Source organism: Streptomyces sp. NPDC045955 (genome assembly GCF_056430805.1).
The window spans coordinates 24,628-38,574 of sequence record NZ_JBWKKY010000026.1 but is presented as its reverse complement, the minus strand read 5'-3'; the positions used below and the strand labels follow the sequence as shown (position 1 = coordinate 38,574).

The window sequence follows — 13,947 nt, the reverse complement described above, 5'->3', positions numbered from 1 at the left end:
TCAATGGAAGACTTGAAGGAATGGACAACAGCATCCGGGTCACCGGCGCCCGCCTCCACAACCTCAAGAACGTCTCCCTCTCCGTCCCGAAGAACAAGCTGGTCGTCCTGACCGGCCTGTCCGGATCCGGCAAGTCCACCCTCGCCTTCGACACCCTCCACCAGGAGGGCCAGCGGCAGTACCTGGAGTCGCTGGGCATGGTCACCGGCTTCGTCAGCAAACCCGCCGTCGACTCGATCAGCGGCCTGTCCCCGTCCATCAGCGTCGACCAGCACCTCACCAACCGCAGCCCGCGCTCCACGGTCGGCACGGTCACCGAGGTCTTCACCTACCTCCGCCTGCTGTGGTCGCGGATCGGGTCCCGCCCCTGCCCCGGCTGCGGCAAGAGCATCCCGCCGTCGTACGCGAACGCCGCCGAGGCCACCGCGGCCGACGACGACGCCGAGGGCGAGCACATCCCCTGCCCGCACTGCGGCACGCTCGTGCCCGAGCTGGTGATGGGCTCCTTCTCCTTCAACAAGCCCGCCGGCGCCTGCCCGTCCTGCACCGGCCTCGGCGAGGTGATCCGGCCCGACGTACGGCGCCTGGTCGACGGCTCCCGCTCGCTGGCCGAAGGCGCGGTACGGGGCTGGAACCCGAAGCTCACCGAGTGGAACCTCACCGCGCTGCGGGCCGCCGCCCGCCACTACGGCTTCACCTTCGACCCGGACCTCCCGGTCGACGAACTGGGCGAGCCGCAGCGGGACCTGCTGGTGTACGGCGTCGAAAGCTCCGAGTTCCGGCGGCACTTCCCGGACGTCGACGCGCCGACGACCGTGGCGGCGGGCCGCTTCGAAGGGGTCGCGACGGCGCTGCTGCGGCGCTACACCGAGCGCGCCGACGACCCCGAGTACCGCGAACGGGCCGAGAAGCAGGGCCTGGTGAAGCAGCCCTGCGGGGAGTGCGAGGGCACCCGGCTGCGGCCCGAGAGCCGGGCGGTGGACGTGCGCGGACTGACGATCGTCGAGGCGGCACGCCTGCCGCTCACCGAACTCGTCGGCTGGCTGGCCGGCCTGAAGGAGGGCTCGGCCGGGGACGAGTGGCTGCTCGCGGAGCCGGTCGTCGCCGACCTGGAGGAGCGGGTACGGCGTCTGGTGGACGTCGGGGTCGGCTACCTCAGCCTGGAGCAGTCCACGCCGAGCCTCTCCGCCGGGGAGACCCAGCGGCTGCGGCTGGCCGCACTGCTCGGCTCCGGCCTGACCGGCGTGCTGTACGTCCTCGACGAGCCGACCATCGGCCTGCACCCCTCGGACACCTCCCGCCTGATCGGCGTCCTGCGCCGCCTGCGCGACCTGGGCAACACCGTGCTGGTCGTCGAGCACGACCTGGAGGTGCTGCGGGCGGCGGACCACGTGGTGGACGTCGGCCCGGGGGCGGGCCGCGACGGCGGCCGGATCGTGGCGGCCGGGACGCCGCAGGAGGTGGCCCGGGCCGAGTCCTCGGTGACCGGCGCGTATCTGTCGGGCCGGCTGCCCGCGCCCGCGAGCCGTGGCCGCGGCGACAGCACCTCGGCGATCGTGATCCGGGGGGCCCGGGCCCACAACCTCAAGGACGTGACCGTACGGATCCCGCTGAACCGCCTGGTGACGGTCACGGGCCCGTCCGGCTCGGGCAAGTCGACGCTGCTGCTGGACATCCTGGGCCGGGCCGCCCGCCGCCACTTCCACGGGGCCGGAGAACTCCCGGCCGAACACGACGGCATAGACGGCTGGGAGCACCTGTCCAAGGCGGTCCTCATCGACCAGGAGCCGATCAGCCGCGTCCCGCGCTCCAACGCCGCGACGTACTCGGACGTCTTCACCCCGATCCGGGAGGTCTTCGCCGCGAGCAGCGAAGGACGCCTGACAGCGGGCCGGTTCTCCTTCAACGTGCCGGGCGGACGCTGCGAACGCTGTGAGGGCGCGGGCGTGCTCACCGTACGGATGCACTTCCTCCCGGCCGTGGAGGTGCGCTGCCCGTCCTGCCGGGGCCGCCGCTTCCGGCCCGAGGTGCTGGAAGTGCGGTACCAGGGGTACGACATCGCCGAGGTGCTGGCTGCGACGGTGGACGAGGCGCTCGGAGTGTTCCGGGACGTTCCCCACGTGGCCGGCCGACTGCGGCGCATGGCGGACGTGGGCCTCGGCTACCTGCCGCTGGGACAGCCCGCGCCCACGCTGTCCGGAGGCGAGGCCCAGCGCCTCAAGCTGGCGAAGGAGCTGGGCCGCCGGGCCGCCGACCGGACGCTCTACGTCCTCGACGAGCCGACGACCGGCCTGCACGCGGCGGATTCGGCGCGGCTGCTGGACGTGCTCCAACGGCTCGTGGACGCGGGGCACTCCGTCCTCACCATCGAGCACAACGTCGATGTCATGCGGGCGTCGGACTGGCTGATCGACCTCGGGCCGGTCGGCGGGGCCGACGGGGGCCGGGTGGTGGCCGAGGGGACCCCGCGTGAGGTGGCGGCCGTGCAGGCGTCGCGGACCGGCGGGTTTCTGGCTGGGTGACCTGCGCAGGGTCCTCGGGATCGCCCGCTTCCTCGGCGGCGTCGTACCCCGTCAGCCCTGCCTCTCCAGCACCGCGTAGTCCGCGAAGCTGCGGCGGTAGCGCAGGTGCCCCGTCTCCTGGGTGTGCCTGCGCTGCCACTCCTCCACTTGGGCCGGGGCCTGGCGCGGTCCCGAACTCGCCCCGCAGTCCTCCTCCTCTCCCGAGACGCAGTACGCCTGATACTCCGGCAGCGCCGACGCGTCCTGCACGATCGAGTACGGCAGGTACCGGAAGATCCGGCGCCCCGCCGGTTGCCCGCCGTGCTCCTTGCGCTGATGCTGGCGCAGCAGCACGTTCGCGTCCGTCACGGCACTCCCGTCGAACGCGGCCCGTGCCTGGTCCCGGCGGACGGCCAGTTCCTCGCACACCGCGCACCCGGGCACGGGCACGGGGGGCCGGGCCGGGTCGGCCAGCCCTTCCCGGGAACGGTCGTTGGCCGCGCGTACGCCCGCGCTGAGCCGTTCCTCCAGGGTGGCCGCCCGGATCCGCGCCGGGTCCGCCTGCCACTCCCGGCCGCCGCCGACCGGGCGCAGCATCACATACGGGCCGGTGTTGTCCTGATACTCGCCGACCTTGCCCGTCGCAGGGTCGTAGACGAGCGTTCCCGGTTCCATCCCGTGCACCTCCGTAACTCTGGGTGTATCGAGCGTTGCGTAGGGGAACGGTCCGGTTCAATGCTTGGCGTGTGACACCGGTGCACTGTCACGGAGGGGGAGGCCGTGAGCCGACGGAACGGCGGGGCGGAGTCGGGGGCGAGCACGGCGGCCGTGTTCGGCGAGGTGCTGCGGCATTTCCGCGAGGCGGCGCTGCTCACGCAGGAGGGTCTGGCGCGGCAGATCCCGTGCGACCGCTCGCACGTGGCGCGGGTGGAGGCGGGCACGAGGGTTCCGCAGGAGGGTTTCGCGAAGAAGTGCGACGAACTTCTGGGCACGGGCGGGGTGTTGCTGCGGTTGTGGGGGCGGATCGACTGGTATCCGCAGGTGGAGCATCCTGACTGGTTTCGACGGCGGGCGGAGATGGACGAGGTGGCCGTCGCCTTGCGGGAGTACCAGGAGCGAGTGATTCCGGGGTTGTTGCAGACAGCGGACTACGCCCGTGCGCTGTTCAGCCGACGTGGCGCGGATGCCGAGGAGGTGGACTCACGCGTCCGGGCTCGTCTGAGCCGACAGCAACGCTTCCTGGCCGACGGCGGTCCGCTGTACGTCGTCATCCTCGACGAGAGCTGCCTGCGCAACGGTGTCGGCAGCCGGGAGGTCATGCGTGAGCAGTGCGCGCACCTGCTGGCGGTCGGGCAGCGCCGGAACATCCGTATCCAGGTAGCCCCGTCAGACGCTTTCGGGCTCGTCCGGCCCCGAGGATCCATGTCGCTGATCGAACTGGCTGACGAGCGATGGGTGTACTCGGAGTCCCTGGACCGTGGCCACTTCAACAACGATCCGGCCGTCTACCAGCGGCATTCCCAGACCTATGATGTGCTCAGGGCCGACATCCCGTCAGCCCGCGAATCCGTCGCCCTGATCAGCGACGCGATGGAGGGGTACGAGCATCATGGACCGGTACGAGCTCTGCGCGGCGCAATGGATCAAGAGCAGCTACAGCGACGACAACGGCGGCAACTGCGTGGAAATAGCCCCCGGTTTCCCCGACACCGTCCCCGTCCGCGACAGCAAAACCCCTGACGGACCGGTCCTGCTCGTCACCCGGTCCGCCTGGTCGGCGTTCACAGCCGCCCTCTGAGGACTACGGCTCGTCCCGCTTGGGGTCGTCGTCCCGCTTCTCCTCGTCGAGGGACTTCAGGAAGTCGGGGTTGTCGTCGGGCGCGACCCACTGCCGGGGCCGGGGGCGGCCGCCGCCGGCGACTCCGCTCCGCTTCTTCCCGGCGATGAGCCAGGAGATCGAGCCCACGAGCGGGAACAGCAGCACGAGGATCGCCCACAGCGGCTTGGGCATGTGCCGGATCTCGTCGTCCTTCGTGCTGATGCAGTCGATGAACGCGTACACGCTCAGCGCCAGCGGTACGAGGAACATCAGTACCCGGAGCATGCGCGGCCTCTCAGCAAAGCGGGTGGGCGGTTCAGGGCCAGGGTAGCGGCTCGGGGATACTGGACCGCATGGCTTACGACGATCTTCGCTCCCTGCTCAGGGCTCTGGAGCGCGAGGGCGACCTCAAGCGCATCAAGGCCGAGGTCGACCCGTATCTGGAGGTCGGGGAGATCGTCGACCGGGTGCAGAAGGCCGGCGGTCCCGCCCTGCTCTTCGAGAACGTACGCGGGTCGCGCATGCCGCTCGCGATGAACGTGTACGGCACGGACCGGCGCCTGCTGAAGGCGCTGGGCCTGAAGTCGTACGGCGAGATCTCGGAGCGGATCGGCGGGCTGCTGAAGCCCGAGCTGCCGCACGGCTTCGTCGGCGTGCGCGAGGCCTTCGGGAAGCTCGGCGCGATGACGCACGTACCGCCGAAGAAGGTGAAGGAGGGCCCGGTGCAGGAGGTCGTCCTCACCGGGGACGACGTCGACCTGGACCAGCTCCCGGCCCTGTTCACCTGGCCGAAGGACGGCGGCTCCTTCTTCAACCTGGGGCTCACCCACACCAAGGACCCGGAGACGGGCATCCGCAACCTCGGGCTGTACCGCCTCCAGCGCCACGACAAGCGCACGATCGGCATGCACTGGCAGATCCACAAGGACAGCCGCAACCACTACCAGGTGGCGGCCAGGCGAGGAGAGCGGCTGCCGGTCGCGATCGCCTTCGGATGCCCGCCCGCCGTCACGTACGCCTCCACGGCCCCCCTCCCCGGGGACATCGACGAGTACCTGTTCGCCGGGTTCCTCGCGGGCAAGCGGATCGAGATGGTCGACTGCAAGACCGTGCCGCTCCAGGTGCCGGCGCAGGCGGAAGTCGTGATCGAGGGCTGGCTGGAGCCGGGCGAGATGCTGCCCGAGGGCCCCTTCGGCGACCACACCGGCTTCTACACGCCGCAGGAACCCTTCCCCGCGCTGAAGATCGACTGCGTGACGATGCGGAAGCGGCCCCTGCTCCAGTCGATCGTCGTGGGCAGGCCGCCGACGGAGGACGGACCGCTCGGCCGGGCGACGGAACGCTTCTTCCTGCCGTTGTTGAAGATCATCGTGCCGGACATCGTGGACTACCACCTGCCGGAGGCGGGCGGTTTCCACAACTGCGCGATCGTCTCGATCGACAAGAAGTACCCCAAGCACGCGCAGAAGGTCATGCACGCCATCTGGGGCGCGCACATGATGTCGCTGACCAAGCTGATCGTGGTCGTCGACTCCGACTGCGACGTCCACGACCTGCACGAGGTCGCCTGGCGGGCGCTCGGCAACACGGACTACGCCCGCGACCTGAGCATCGTCGAGGGGCCGGTCGACCACCTCGACCACGCCTCCTACCAGCAGTTCTGGGGCGGCAAGGCCGGTATCGACGCGACGAGGAAGTGGCCCGAGGAGGGCTACACGCGTGACGGCGGCTGGCCCGACATGGTGGAGTCCGATCCGGAGACCGCGGCGAAGGTGGACCGCCGCTGGAAGGAGTATGGGCTGTGACTTCCGCTTCCGCGGCGATCCCGCAGCCGGGACGCACGAAGGCGTTCCTCCGGCTGGTGATGATCGAGCACTCGGTCTTCGCGCTGCCCTTCGCCTACATCGCCGCGCTCACGGCGATGTACCAGTGGGACAAGAACGTCCATTGGGGCCGGCTGCTGCTGGTCACCATCTGCATGGTCGGGCTGCGGACCTTCGCGATGGCGGTCAACCGGATCATCGACCGCGAGATCGACGCCCGTAACCCGCGCACGGCGCACCGCGAACTGGTGACCGGCGCGATGTCGGTACGGCACGCCTGGACCGGGGCCCTGATCGCCCTGGTCGTCTTCCTCGGCGCGGCGGCCCTGCTCAACCCGCTGTGCCTGGCCCTGGCCCCCGTCGCGGTGATCCCGATGGTGGTCTACCCGTACGGCAAGCGGTTCACGAACTTCCCGCAGGCCATCCTGGGCCTCGCGCAGTCGATGGGCCCGGTCGGCGGCTGGCTGGCCGTCACGGGTTCCTGGTCCTGGGACGCGGTGATCCTCGGCCTCGCCGTCGGCATCTGGATCGGCGGCTTCGACCTGATCTACGCCTGCCAGGACGTCGAGACCGACCGCGAGATCGGCGTCATGTCCGTCCCGGCCCGCTTCGGCATCCCGGCGGCGATCTGGGGCGCCCGCGTCTGCCACGCCCTCACGACGGCCCTGTTCGTCTGGTACGCCCTCACCACCGGCGCCGGCGCCTTCTTCTGGCTGGGCCTGTTGATCGTCGCCGCCGCGTTCCTCTACGAACACACCATCGTCCGCCCCCACGACCTGTCCCGAGTGAACCGCGCGTTCTTCAGCGTCAACGGCTTCATCGGCATTGCCCTGTTCGTGTGCGCGCTGCTGGATCTCTTGGTTCGCGGCCTGACCGTGTAGTTACGGTGCCGCCCCTGGGCCGTCTCCGTGCCCAGCTCGCCCGCTTCGAGGACGCGTTCCCGGGGTTTCATACGGAGATCGTCGAAGGCAGCGTCGTCACGAGCCCGGTGAGGCCGTTCGACGGGGAGACCGTCCAGCGCCTGTGGGCGATCGTCGAGCCGCAGCTGCCGCCAGGGTGGGACGTCGTCAGCAACGTCTTGCTCCCCTTCGGCGGACTACGAGATGAAGCCCCGGTGGTACGCCTCGCGGGGCATCGCCAACTACCTCGTGCTCGCTCCGCTCAAGGGCCACGTCGTGACCATGTGGAACCCCGGCCCCGACGGCTACCGAGGTCGCGACACCATCTCGTACGGCCCCGAAATGGCCGTCGACTCCCCGCTCGGCAAGCTGTCGATCCCCACCGCCCGGCTCCCGGTGGACCCGAAGGCGCGTTCCTAAGGCGCGAGCGCTCGGCTCGCTGTCGGGCGGCGGAGCAGGAACGCCGCCGCCACCCCCGCCAGCAGGCCCAGCAGGTGGCCCTGCCAGCTGATGCCCGTCTGGGTGGGGGCCAGGCCCGAGAGGATCGAGCCGCCCCAGATCGCGGCGATCAGGATGCCGACCAGGACTCCCCAGGGGCGGCGCTCGACGAAGCCGCTGACCAGGAGGAAGCCGAAGAGGCCGAAGATCAGGCCGGACGCGCCCGCCGTGTTGGTGTGGGCCGGGGCTATGAGCCAGACGCCCAGGCCGTCGACGAGCACGATCAGCGCGCAGACCAGCAGGAAACGCCGCAGGCCCGCCAGCGCGGCGAGGAAGCCGAGGACCAGCAGCGGCACCGTGTTCGCGGCCAGATGGGCGAAGCCGAAGTGGATGAACGCCGACGGCACGACGTCGACCAGCTCGGACGGGCTGCGCGGGGTGACGCCGAGGCCGTCCAGCGCGTGGCCGCTCACCACGTCCACCACTTCCAGCAGCCACAGCAGCGCGATCCAGGCCAGCATCAGCTTGCCCGCGGCCATCGCACGGTCGCCGCGCGACCAACCCGCTCCGGCACCCGACATGGCGACCCCCAGTGCTCGCTCGTCCCTCCGGGGAACGCCCCGCCCCCCTTGGCCGGTTCCCACCCTGCGACGCCGGATAGGCTCGGTGTTGTGAACCCAGTCAAGCCAGGCGAGACACCGCGTACGCCTTGGATCGTAGGGGTGTCCGGCGCCTCCGGCACCCCGTATGCCGCTGCCGTACTGCGGGCGCTCCTCGCCGCCGGCGAGAGCGTCGACCTCGTGGTGTCCCGGGCCTCCCGCCTCACCCTGCTCGACGAGACCGGGATCTCCTTCCGGGACGCCCACTGGCAGGACGACCTGCGCGAATGGCTGTCCCGGGGCGCCGACGGCAAGCCCGGCACGTTCTCCGTGGACATCGGCGCCGTACGGCACTGGAGCGCCGGCGACCTGGCCGCCGGACCCTCCTCGGGGTCGTACCCCACCAAGGGCATGCTGATCGTGCCCGCCTCGACCGCGAGCGTGGCCGGGGTCGCGCTCGGGCTGTCGAAGGACCTGCTGCAACGGGCGGCGAGCGTGACCCTGAAGGAGGGACGCAAGCTGATCGTGGCCGTACGCGAGACCCCGCTGAACGGCCAGACCCTGCGGCACCTGGTCACCCTCGACGACGCGGGCGCGACCGTCGTGCCCGCCTCACCCGCCTTCTACGCGGGCGCGACGCACATCCAGGACCTGGTGGACTTCGTCGCCGGACGCGTACTCGACGCGGCGGGCGTGCCGCACCGGCTCTACCGCCGTTGGCAAGGTGAGCTCGGCGGCGGATCACAGCGCGCCGACTGAGCCACGCCCCTGCACGGCATCTGTACGTCATCACAACCACAGACTTTTCAGACAACTTCAGCGGAAGGCTTCGATCGCAATGGACGCGGTGGACAGGCAGCTCATCCAGGCCCTGAGGGAGAACGGCCGGGCCTCCTACGCGGAGCTGGGACGCCTCGTCGGACTGTCGGGACCCAGCGTCACCGACCGCATCAACCGGCTGGAGGCGGCCGGTGTCATCACCGGCTACCGGGCCACCGTCGACGCCGCCTCGCTCGGCCTCGGCGTCACCGCGCTCATCGGCATCTCGCTCTCCGACGCCACCGACCACGAGGACGTGGCCCAGCGGCTGCGGGACCTCTCGGAGATCGAGGACTGCTGGTTCATCGCGGGAGACGACTCGTACATGCTCAAGGTGCGGGCGGAGAACGTGGACGGCCTGGAGAAGATCATCCGGCGGCTGAGCGGCACGAAGGGCGTGTCCCGCACGCGTACGACCATCGTGCTCTCCACCAAGTGGGAGAACCGGGTCGGCGAGCTGCCGGAAGAGGCGTAGGCGCGTAGCGCCGTATGGGGGTCCCCTCGCCCGAAGCGTGGGCGAGTACGGTTGGTCGGGCTGTCGGAGAAAGGTGTGCACATGGACGTCGGGCTCAAGCGCGAGCTGGAGGAAAAGGTCCGTTCCGGTGAGCGGCTGACCCGTGAGGACGGCATCGCGCTGTACGAGTCGGACGACCTGGCCTGGCTCGGCGGCCTCGCACACGAGGTGCGCACGCGCAAGAACGGCGACGTCGTGCACTTCAACGTCAACCGTCACCTCAACATGACGAACGTGTGCACGGCCTCCTGCGCGTACTGCTCCTTCCAGCGCAAGCCGGGGGAGAAGGACGCGTACACGATGCGCATCGAGGAGGCCGTCAAGCTCGCCAAGGCGATGGAGAGCGAGAACCTCACCGAGCTGCACATCGTCAACGGGCTGCACCCGAACCTGCCGTGGCGCTACTACCCGCGCTCCCTGCGGGAGCTGAAGGCCGCGCTGCCGCACGTCTCGCTGAAGGCCTTCACGGCGACCGAGATCCACCACTTCGAGACCATCTCCGGGATGAGCGCGTCCGAGATCCTGGACGAGCTGATCGACGCGGGGCTGGAGTCGCTGACCGGCGGCGGTGCGGAGATCTTCGACTGGGAGGTCCGGCAGCACATCGTGGACCACCGCACCCACTGGGAGGACTGGTCCCGCATTCACCGGCTCGCGCACGAGAAGGGTCTGAAGACCCCCTGCACGATGCTGTACGGCCACATCGAGGAGCCGCGGCACCGGGTGGATCACGTGCTGCGGCTGCGTGAGCTGCAGGACGAGACCGGGGGTTTCCAGGTCTTCATTCCGCTGCGGTACCAGCACGACTTCGTCGACATGCAGGACGGGAAGGTGCGCAATCGCCTTCAGGCGCGGACGCAGATGGCGACGGGTGCGGAGGCGCTGAAGACCTTCGCCGTGTCGCGGCTGCTGTTCGACAACGTGCCGCATGTGAAGGTCTTCTGGGTCATGCACGGCGTGCAGACCGCGCAGCTGGCGTTGCAGCACGGTGCCGATGACATGGACGGTTCTGTCGTCGAGTACAAGATCACGCATGACGCGGACAACTTCGGTACGCCGAACAAGCTGACCCGTGAGGACCTGCTGGATCTCATTCGCGATGCGGGGTTCCGGCCGGTGGAGCGGAATACGCGGTACGAGATCATTCGGGAGTACGAGGGTCCCGACCCGGAGCTTCGGGAGTCGCCGCAGCCTATGCGGGTGTGATTTCGGGTGCGGGTGCGTGGGGGCTGGTCGCGCCCCGCGGCGAAGCCGCATTTCGACAGGGTCCCGCGCCCCTAGGTGGGGTACCCGGAGGGCATGGTTGCCATCAAGGCGCCTGAGGACGCCTATACCGCTGAACCGTTCGTTCCCGATCGCGGTGGGTTGGCTGCTCTGCGGCGGGCCGCTGCCGAGTGTCGGGGGTGTCCCTTGCACCGGGACGCCACCCAGACCGTGTTCGGGGACGGGAACAAGGACGCTCGCGTCATGCTCGTGGGGGAGCAGCCCGGGGACCAGGAGGACCGGCAGGGGAAGCCGTTCGTCGGGCCCGCCGGGCGGCTTCTGGACCGGGCCCTGGAGGAGGCGGGCATCGATCCTTCCGAGGCCTACGTCACCAACGCGGTCAAGCACTTCAAGTTCACCCAGGCCGAGCCGCGCAAGCGCCGGATCCACAAGGCGCCCAGCCTGCGGGAGATGACCGCGTGCGGCCCCTGGCTGGCCGCCGAGCTCGCGGTGGTGGAGCCGGAGCTGATCGTCGTACTCGGGGCGACCGCCGGGAAGGCGCTGCTCGGGTCCTCCTTCCGGGTCACACAGGTGCGGGGCACGGTGCTGGAGGAGGAGATCCATGGCCGGCCGGAGCGGCTGGTGCCGACGGTGCATCCGTCGTCGGTGCTGCGGGCGGACGACCGGGAGGCGGCGTACCGGGGGCTGCTGTCGGACCTGAAAGTGGCGGCGCAAGCCCTGGGGTAATAGCTACAATCGGCGCATGCCCCTTACCTTCACCTTCGATCCTGCCGTCACGCCCGAGCTGCGTGACGGCATCCTCGACCTGTGGGCCGACGTCTCCAACGCGGGCGGGGCCGTCGGTTTTGTGCCGCCGGTGACGCCGGAGGACATCCGTCCCTGGCTGACGCGGCACTTCGCGTCGATGGCGGAGGGGCAGGTCAGGCTGCTCGTCGGGCATGACGAGGAGGGGTGCGTCGCGGCGACCGCGTTCCTCACCTTCAACACGCACCACCTCATGACGCACTGGCTGTGGCTGTACACGGTCATGGTGCATCCCCGTCATCAGGGCAAGGGGTACGGGCGTGATCTGCTGGCGGCGGCTGCCGACGCGGCCCGAGGGCTCGACGGCATCGAGGCGATCCGCCTCACCTGCCGGGGCGGTCTCGGCCTGGAGCGCTTCTACGAGTCCTGCGGCTACAAGGAGGTCGGCCGCGTCCCCGGCGCTATCCGGGTGGCGCCCGGCGACGACCGGGACGACATCATCATGCTGCTGCCGCTGAACTGAACCCGGCGGCCCCGTACCCCCCTGCAGGATCGGCCGCCCGGCGTGCTTCACTGGACGGTGCCCCTTTGGGTGCGTTCTGGCCGTTCGAACCGGAAGAGTGGATTGAGATGCTCCGCTACACGCTGATGCGCCTCGGCATCTTCGCAGGCTGCCTCGTGGTCGTCTGGGGTCTCGTCTACTCCGGCCTCGCCCCGCGCGGTCTCGGCGCCAGCAACGGCCTGTGGATCGTCATGCTCGCCCTGCTGCTCTCCGCGCCGATCAGCTTCGTCGTGCTGCGCAAGGAGCGGGACCGGGCGTCCGTGCAGATCGTGCAGCGGGTGGACCGGATGAAGGCCAACCTGGAGGCCAACCGCAACCAGGAGGACGCCGCCGACGACGCGTCACGGGTGCAGGGGCAGACCTCGTAAGGGCCCGCACCGGCGTACAGCGCCCCGTTTCCGTACTTGCTCGGAAACCGGGCGCTTTGTCATGTGTGGGTGGGGTCGTGTTTCAGCCTGTCAAAGCCAGGCTTTGAGGTCCTCAAAGTTCAGGTGTTAAGGTCGATGGCATGAAGTCAGCAGTCGCGCCCCTTATGCCCCTGAGCACTTTGCTCGTGGCGCGCCTGCACGTGGATCTCTGTCGGTGCGCGTCCGCTACCTGTCGTCCCTGACGTAACGCAACCCCCGTCGTCTCCCACGTCAGTCCCTACGCGTCCCCCAACGGAGCCATTCCGTGTCCTCACACACGAAATCCTTCAAGGTGCCCTTCTGGGCCCAGATCATCGCCGGTCTCGTCCTGGGTGTGCTGCTCGGCTGGCTCGCCCGCAGCCAGGACCTGTCCTGGCTGGTCACGACCCTGGAGAAGGTCGGCGACACGTTCATCGGCCTGCTGAAGCTCGCCGTCGCCCCCCTCGTCTTCTTCGCGATCCTGGTGTCGATCACCAACCTGCGGAAGGTCAACAACGCGGCCCGCCTGGCCTCGCGCACCCTCCTGTGGTTCATGGCCACGTCGCTGATCGCGGTGAGCATCGGCCTGGTCATCGGCCTGGTCACCAACCCGGGCGCCGGCACCGGTCTCACCCCCAAGGACGGTGCGAAGCCCGAGGACACCGGCTCCTGGATCGACTTCCTGACCGGCATCGTGCCGACCGACGTCATCACGCCGTTCACCGAGCTGAACGTGCTGCAGATCGTCTTCATGGCCGCCGTCGCCGGTATCGCCGCCCTCCAGCTCGGTGAGAGGGCCCAGCCGATCCTCACCCTCAGCGAGTCCGTCCTCGAACTGCTGCAGAAGGCGCTGTGGTGGGTCATCCGGCTCGCCCCGCTCGGCACCGTCGGCCTCATCGGCAACGCCATCGCCACCTACGGCTGGGACCTGATCGGCAAGTACGCGACGTTCACCGCCGACATCTACGTCGGCTGCCTGATCGTGCTGTTCGGCGTCTACCCGGCGCTGCTCGCGACCGTCGCCAAGGCCAACCCGGTCCAGTTCTTCAAGGGCGCCTGGCCCGCGATCCAGCTGGCCTTCGTCTCCCGCTCGTCCGTGGGCACGATGCCGCTGACCCAGAAGGTCACCGAGCGCCTCGGGGTGCCCAAGGAGTACGCCTCCTTCGCGGTGCCGTTCGGCGCGACGACCAAGATGGACGGCTGCGCCGCGATCTACCCGGCCATCGCCGCGATCTTCGTCGCCCAGATCTTCGACATCCAGCTGGGGGTCGGCGACTACCTGCTGATCGCGTTCGTCTCGGTGGTCGGCTCCGCCGCCACGGCCGGTCTCACCGGCGCGACGGTCATGCTGACCCTCACCCTCTCCACCCTCGGCCTGCCGATGGAGGGCGTGGGCCTGCTCCTCGCGATCGACCCGATCCTGGACATGATCCGCACCGCGACCAACGTCGCCGGTCAGGCCCTGATCCCGGTCCTGGTCTCCGCCCGCGAGAACCTGCTCGACCGCACGGCCTACGCCACGGCCGACGGCTCCTCCCTGGACGAGCCGCGCGACGCACAGCCCGAGCAGGTCCCCGCCGCGGCCTGACGCGCCGACGCCCCCTGGCCGGTCCTCCTCG

At 69.8% G+C, this 13,947-nt stretch carries 17 protein-coding genes; 14 read left to right on the top strand and 3 right to left on the bottom strand.

The window, feature by feature from the left end:
* Positions 1–20 precede the first annotated feature (20 nt).
* Positions 21–2,522, top strand: a complete 2,502-nt coding sequence (uvrA, locus tag AC07F0_RS35115) for an excinuclease ABC subunit UvrA (protein WP_478983974.1) — start codon at positions 21–23, stop codon at positions 2,520–2,522.
* A 51-nt stretch (positions 2,523–2,573) separates the two neighbouring features.
* On the opposite strand, the gene AC07F0_RS35110 is transcribed toward uvrA, so the two are convergent.
* On the bottom strand, positions 2,574–3,176 hold the full coding sequence (locus AC07F0_RS35110; RefSeq protein ID WP_478983973.1) for a DUF7848 domain-containing protein: 603 nt from the start codon (positions 3,174–3,176) through the stop codon (positions 2,574–2,576).
* 105 nt (positions 3,177–3,281) lie between these two features.
* Here AC07F0_RS35110 and AC07F0_RS35105 point away from each other — a divergent pair, with 105 nt between their 5' ends.
* Both AC07F0_RS35105 and AC07F0_RS35100 read left to right on the top strand, forming a co-directional pair.
* Entirely contained in the window at positions 3,282–4,241 is a 960-nt protein-coding gene (locus AC07F0_RS35105; RefSeq protein ID WP_478983972.1) for a helix-turn-helix domain-containing protein, read from the top strand.
* Complete coding sequence (locus AC07F0_RS35100) at positions 4,189–4,299, top strand: DUF397 domain-containing protein (RefSeq protein ID WP_478984024.1); 111 nt, start codon at positions 4,189–4,191, stop codon at positions 4,297–4,299. The genes AC07F0_RS35105 and AC07F0_RS35100 overlap by 53 nt, the downstream gene beginning before the upstream one ends.
* 3 nt (positions 4,300–4,302) lie before the next feature.
* Here the strand turns inward: AC07F0_RS35100 and AC07F0_RS35095 are convergent, their stop codons facing one another.
* Positions 4,303–4,605 carry a PLD nuclease N-terminal domain-containing protein gene (locus AC07F0_RS35095; RefSeq protein ID WP_478983971.1) on the bottom strand — a complete coding sequence of 101 codons (303 nt, stop codon included), beginning with the start codon at positions 4,603–4,605 and terminating at the stop codon, positions 4,303–4,305.
* A gap of 68 nt (positions 4,606–4,673) precedes the next feature.
* Here AC07F0_RS35095 and AC07F0_RS35090 point away from each other — a divergent pair, with 68 nt between their 5' ends.
* The 3 genes from AC07F0_RS35090 to AC07F0_RS35080 all read left to right on the top strand — a co-directional run bounded on the left by AC07F0_RS35090 (position 4,674) and on the right by AC07F0_RS35080 (position 7,462).
* Positions 4,674–6,125 (top strand): menaquinone biosynthesis decarboxylase, encoded by a 1,452-nt coding sequence (locus tag AC07F0_RS35090; protein ID WP_436727740.1) that lies wholly within the window; start codon positions 4,674–4,676, stop codon positions 6,123–6,125.
* Positions 6,122–7,024 carry a menaquinone biosynthesis prenyltransferase MqnP gene (mqnP, locus tag AC07F0_RS35085; RefSeq protein ID WP_399407933.1) on the top strand — a complete coding sequence of 301 codons (903 nt, stop codon included), beginning with the start codon at positions 6,122–6,124 and terminating at the stop codon, positions 7,022–7,024. Before AC07F0_RS35090 ends, mqnP begins: the two co-directional genes overlap by 4 nt.
* A 222-nt stretch (positions 7,025–7,246) precedes the next feature.
* Positions 7,247–7,462 carry a hypothetical protein gene (locus tag AC07F0_RS35080; RefSeq protein ID WP_478983970.1) on the top strand — a complete coding sequence of 72 codons (216 nt, stop codon included), beginning with the start codon at positions 7,247–7,249 and terminating at the stop codon, positions 7,460–7,462.
* On the opposite strand, the gene AC07F0_RS35075 is transcribed toward AC07F0_RS35080, so the two are convergent.
* Positions 7,459–8,061 carry a rhomboid family intramembrane serine protease gene (locus AC07F0_RS35075; protein WP_399407929.1) on the bottom strand — a complete coding sequence of 201 codons (603 nt, stop codon included), beginning with the start codon at positions 8,059–8,061 and terminating at the stop codon, positions 7,459–7,461. The genes AC07F0_RS35080 and AC07F0_RS35075 overlap by 4 nt on opposite strands.
* A 90-nt stretch (positions 8,062–8,151) precedes the next feature.
* Here AC07F0_RS35075 and AC07F0_RS35070 point away from each other — a divergent pair, with 90 nt between their 5' ends.
* From AC07F0_RS35070 to AC07F0_RS35035, 8 genes are all read left to right on the top strand, one after another.
* Complete coding sequence (locus AC07F0_RS35070; RefSeq protein WP_478983969.1) at positions 8,152–8,838, top strand: UbiX family flavin prenyltransferase; 687 nt, start codon at positions 8,152–8,154, stop codon at positions 8,836–8,838.
* Positions 8,839–8,917: 79 nt separating this feature from the next.
* On the top strand, positions 8,918–9,373 hold the full coding sequence (locus AC07F0_RS35065; RefSeq protein WP_059424549.1) for an Lrp/AsnC family transcriptional regulator: 456 nt from the start codon (positions 8,918–8,920) through the stop codon (positions 9,371–9,373).
* 81 nt (positions 9,374–9,454) lie between these two features.
* The gene (gene mqnE, locus AC07F0_RS35060; protein ID WP_399407925.1) at positions 9,455–10,618 is read left to right on the top strand and encodes an aminofutalosine synthase MqnE; all 1,164 of its coding nucleotides are present in this window, start codon (positions 9,455–9,457) and stop codon (positions 10,616–10,618) included.
* A gap of 93 nt (positions 10,619–10,711) precedes the next feature.
* Positions 10,712–11,362, top strand: coding sequence for a UdgX family uracil-DNA binding protein (locus AC07F0_RS35055; protein ID WP_399407922.1), 651 nt, complete (start codon positions 10,712–10,714; stop codon positions 11,360–11,362).
* Between the two features lie 16 nt (positions 11,363–11,378).
* Positions 11,379–11,903, top strand: a complete 525-nt coding sequence (locus AC07F0_RS35050) for an N-acetyltransferase family protein (RefSeq protein ID WP_478983968.1) — start codon at positions 11,379–11,381, stop codon at positions 11,901–11,903.
* A gap of 107 nt (positions 11,904–12,010) precedes the next feature.
* On the top strand, positions 12,011–12,310 hold the full coding sequence (locus tag AC07F0_RS35045; RefSeq protein ID WP_478983967.1) for a DUF4229 domain-containing protein: 300 nt from the start codon (positions 12,011–12,013) through the stop codon (positions 12,308–12,310).
* A 164-nt stretch (positions 12,311–12,474) separates the two neighbouring features.
* Positions 12,475–12,552: a putative leader peptide gene (locus tag AC07F0_RS35040; protein ID WP_478984023.1), complete on the top strand. Its 78-nt coding sequence runs from the start codon at positions 12,475–12,477 to the stop codon at positions 12,550–12,552.
* Between the two features lie 62 nt (positions 12,553–12,614).
* Entirely contained in the window at positions 12,615–13,916 is a 1,302-nt protein-coding gene (locus tag AC07F0_RS35035) for a dicarboxylate/amino acid:cation symporter (RefSeq protein WP_478983966.1), read from the top strand.
* Positions 13,917–13,947 lie beyond the last annotated feature (31 nt).

Excerpts from the sequence above, each read along its gene's own strand:
- AC07F0_RS35095 (WP_478983971.1), bottom strand. The coding sequence starts at position 4,605 with ATGCTCCGGGTACTGATGTTCCTCGTACCGCTGGCGCTGAGCGTGTAC.
- mqnE (WP_399407925.1), top strand. The coding sequence starts at position 9,455 with ATGGACGTCGGGCTCAAGCGCGAGCTGGAGGAAAAGGTCCGTTCCGGT.
- AC07F0_RS35050 (WP_478983968.1), top strand. The coding sequence starts at position 11,379 with ATGCCCCTTACCTTCACCTTCGATCCTGCCGTCACGCCCGAGCTGCGT.
- AC07F0_RS35040 (WP_478984023.1), top strand. The coding sequence starts at position 12,475 with ATGCCCCTGAGCACTTTGCTCGTGGCGCGCCTGCACGTGGATCTCTGT.
- AC07F0_RS35075 (WP_399407929.1), bottom strand. The coding sequence starts at position 8,061 with ATGTCGGGTGCCGGAGCGGGTTGGTCGCGCGGCGACCGTGCGATGGCC.
- AC07F0_RS35065 (WP_059424549.1), top strand. The coding sequence starts at position 8,918 with ATGGACGCGGTGGACAGGCAGCTCATCCAGGCCCTGAGGGAGAACGGC.
- AC07F0_RS35080 (WP_478983970.1), top strand. The coding sequence starts at position 7,247 with ATGAAGCCCCGGTGGTACGCCTCGCGGGGCATCGCCAACTACCTCGTG.
- AC07F0_RS35090 (WP_436727740.1), top strand. The coding sequence starts at position 4,674 with ATGGCTTACGACGATCTTCGCTCCCTGCTCAGGGCTCTGGAGCGCGAG.
- uvrA (WP_478983974.1), top strand. The coding sequence starts at position 21 with ATGGACAACAGCATCCGGGTCACCGGCGCCCGCCTCCACAACCTCAAG.
- AC07F0_RS35110 (WP_478983973.1), bottom strand. The coding sequence starts at position 3,176 with ATGGAACCGGGAACGCTCGTCTACGACCCTGCGACGGGCAAGGTCGGC.
- AC07F0_RS35045 (WP_478983967.1), top strand. The coding sequence starts at position 12,011 with ATGCTCCGCTACACGCTGATGCGCCTCGGCATCTTCGCAGGCTGCCTC.
- AC07F0_RS35055 (WP_399407922.1), top strand. The coding sequence starts at position 10,712 with ATGGTTGCCATCAAGGCGCCTGAGGACGCCTATACCGCTGAACCGTTC.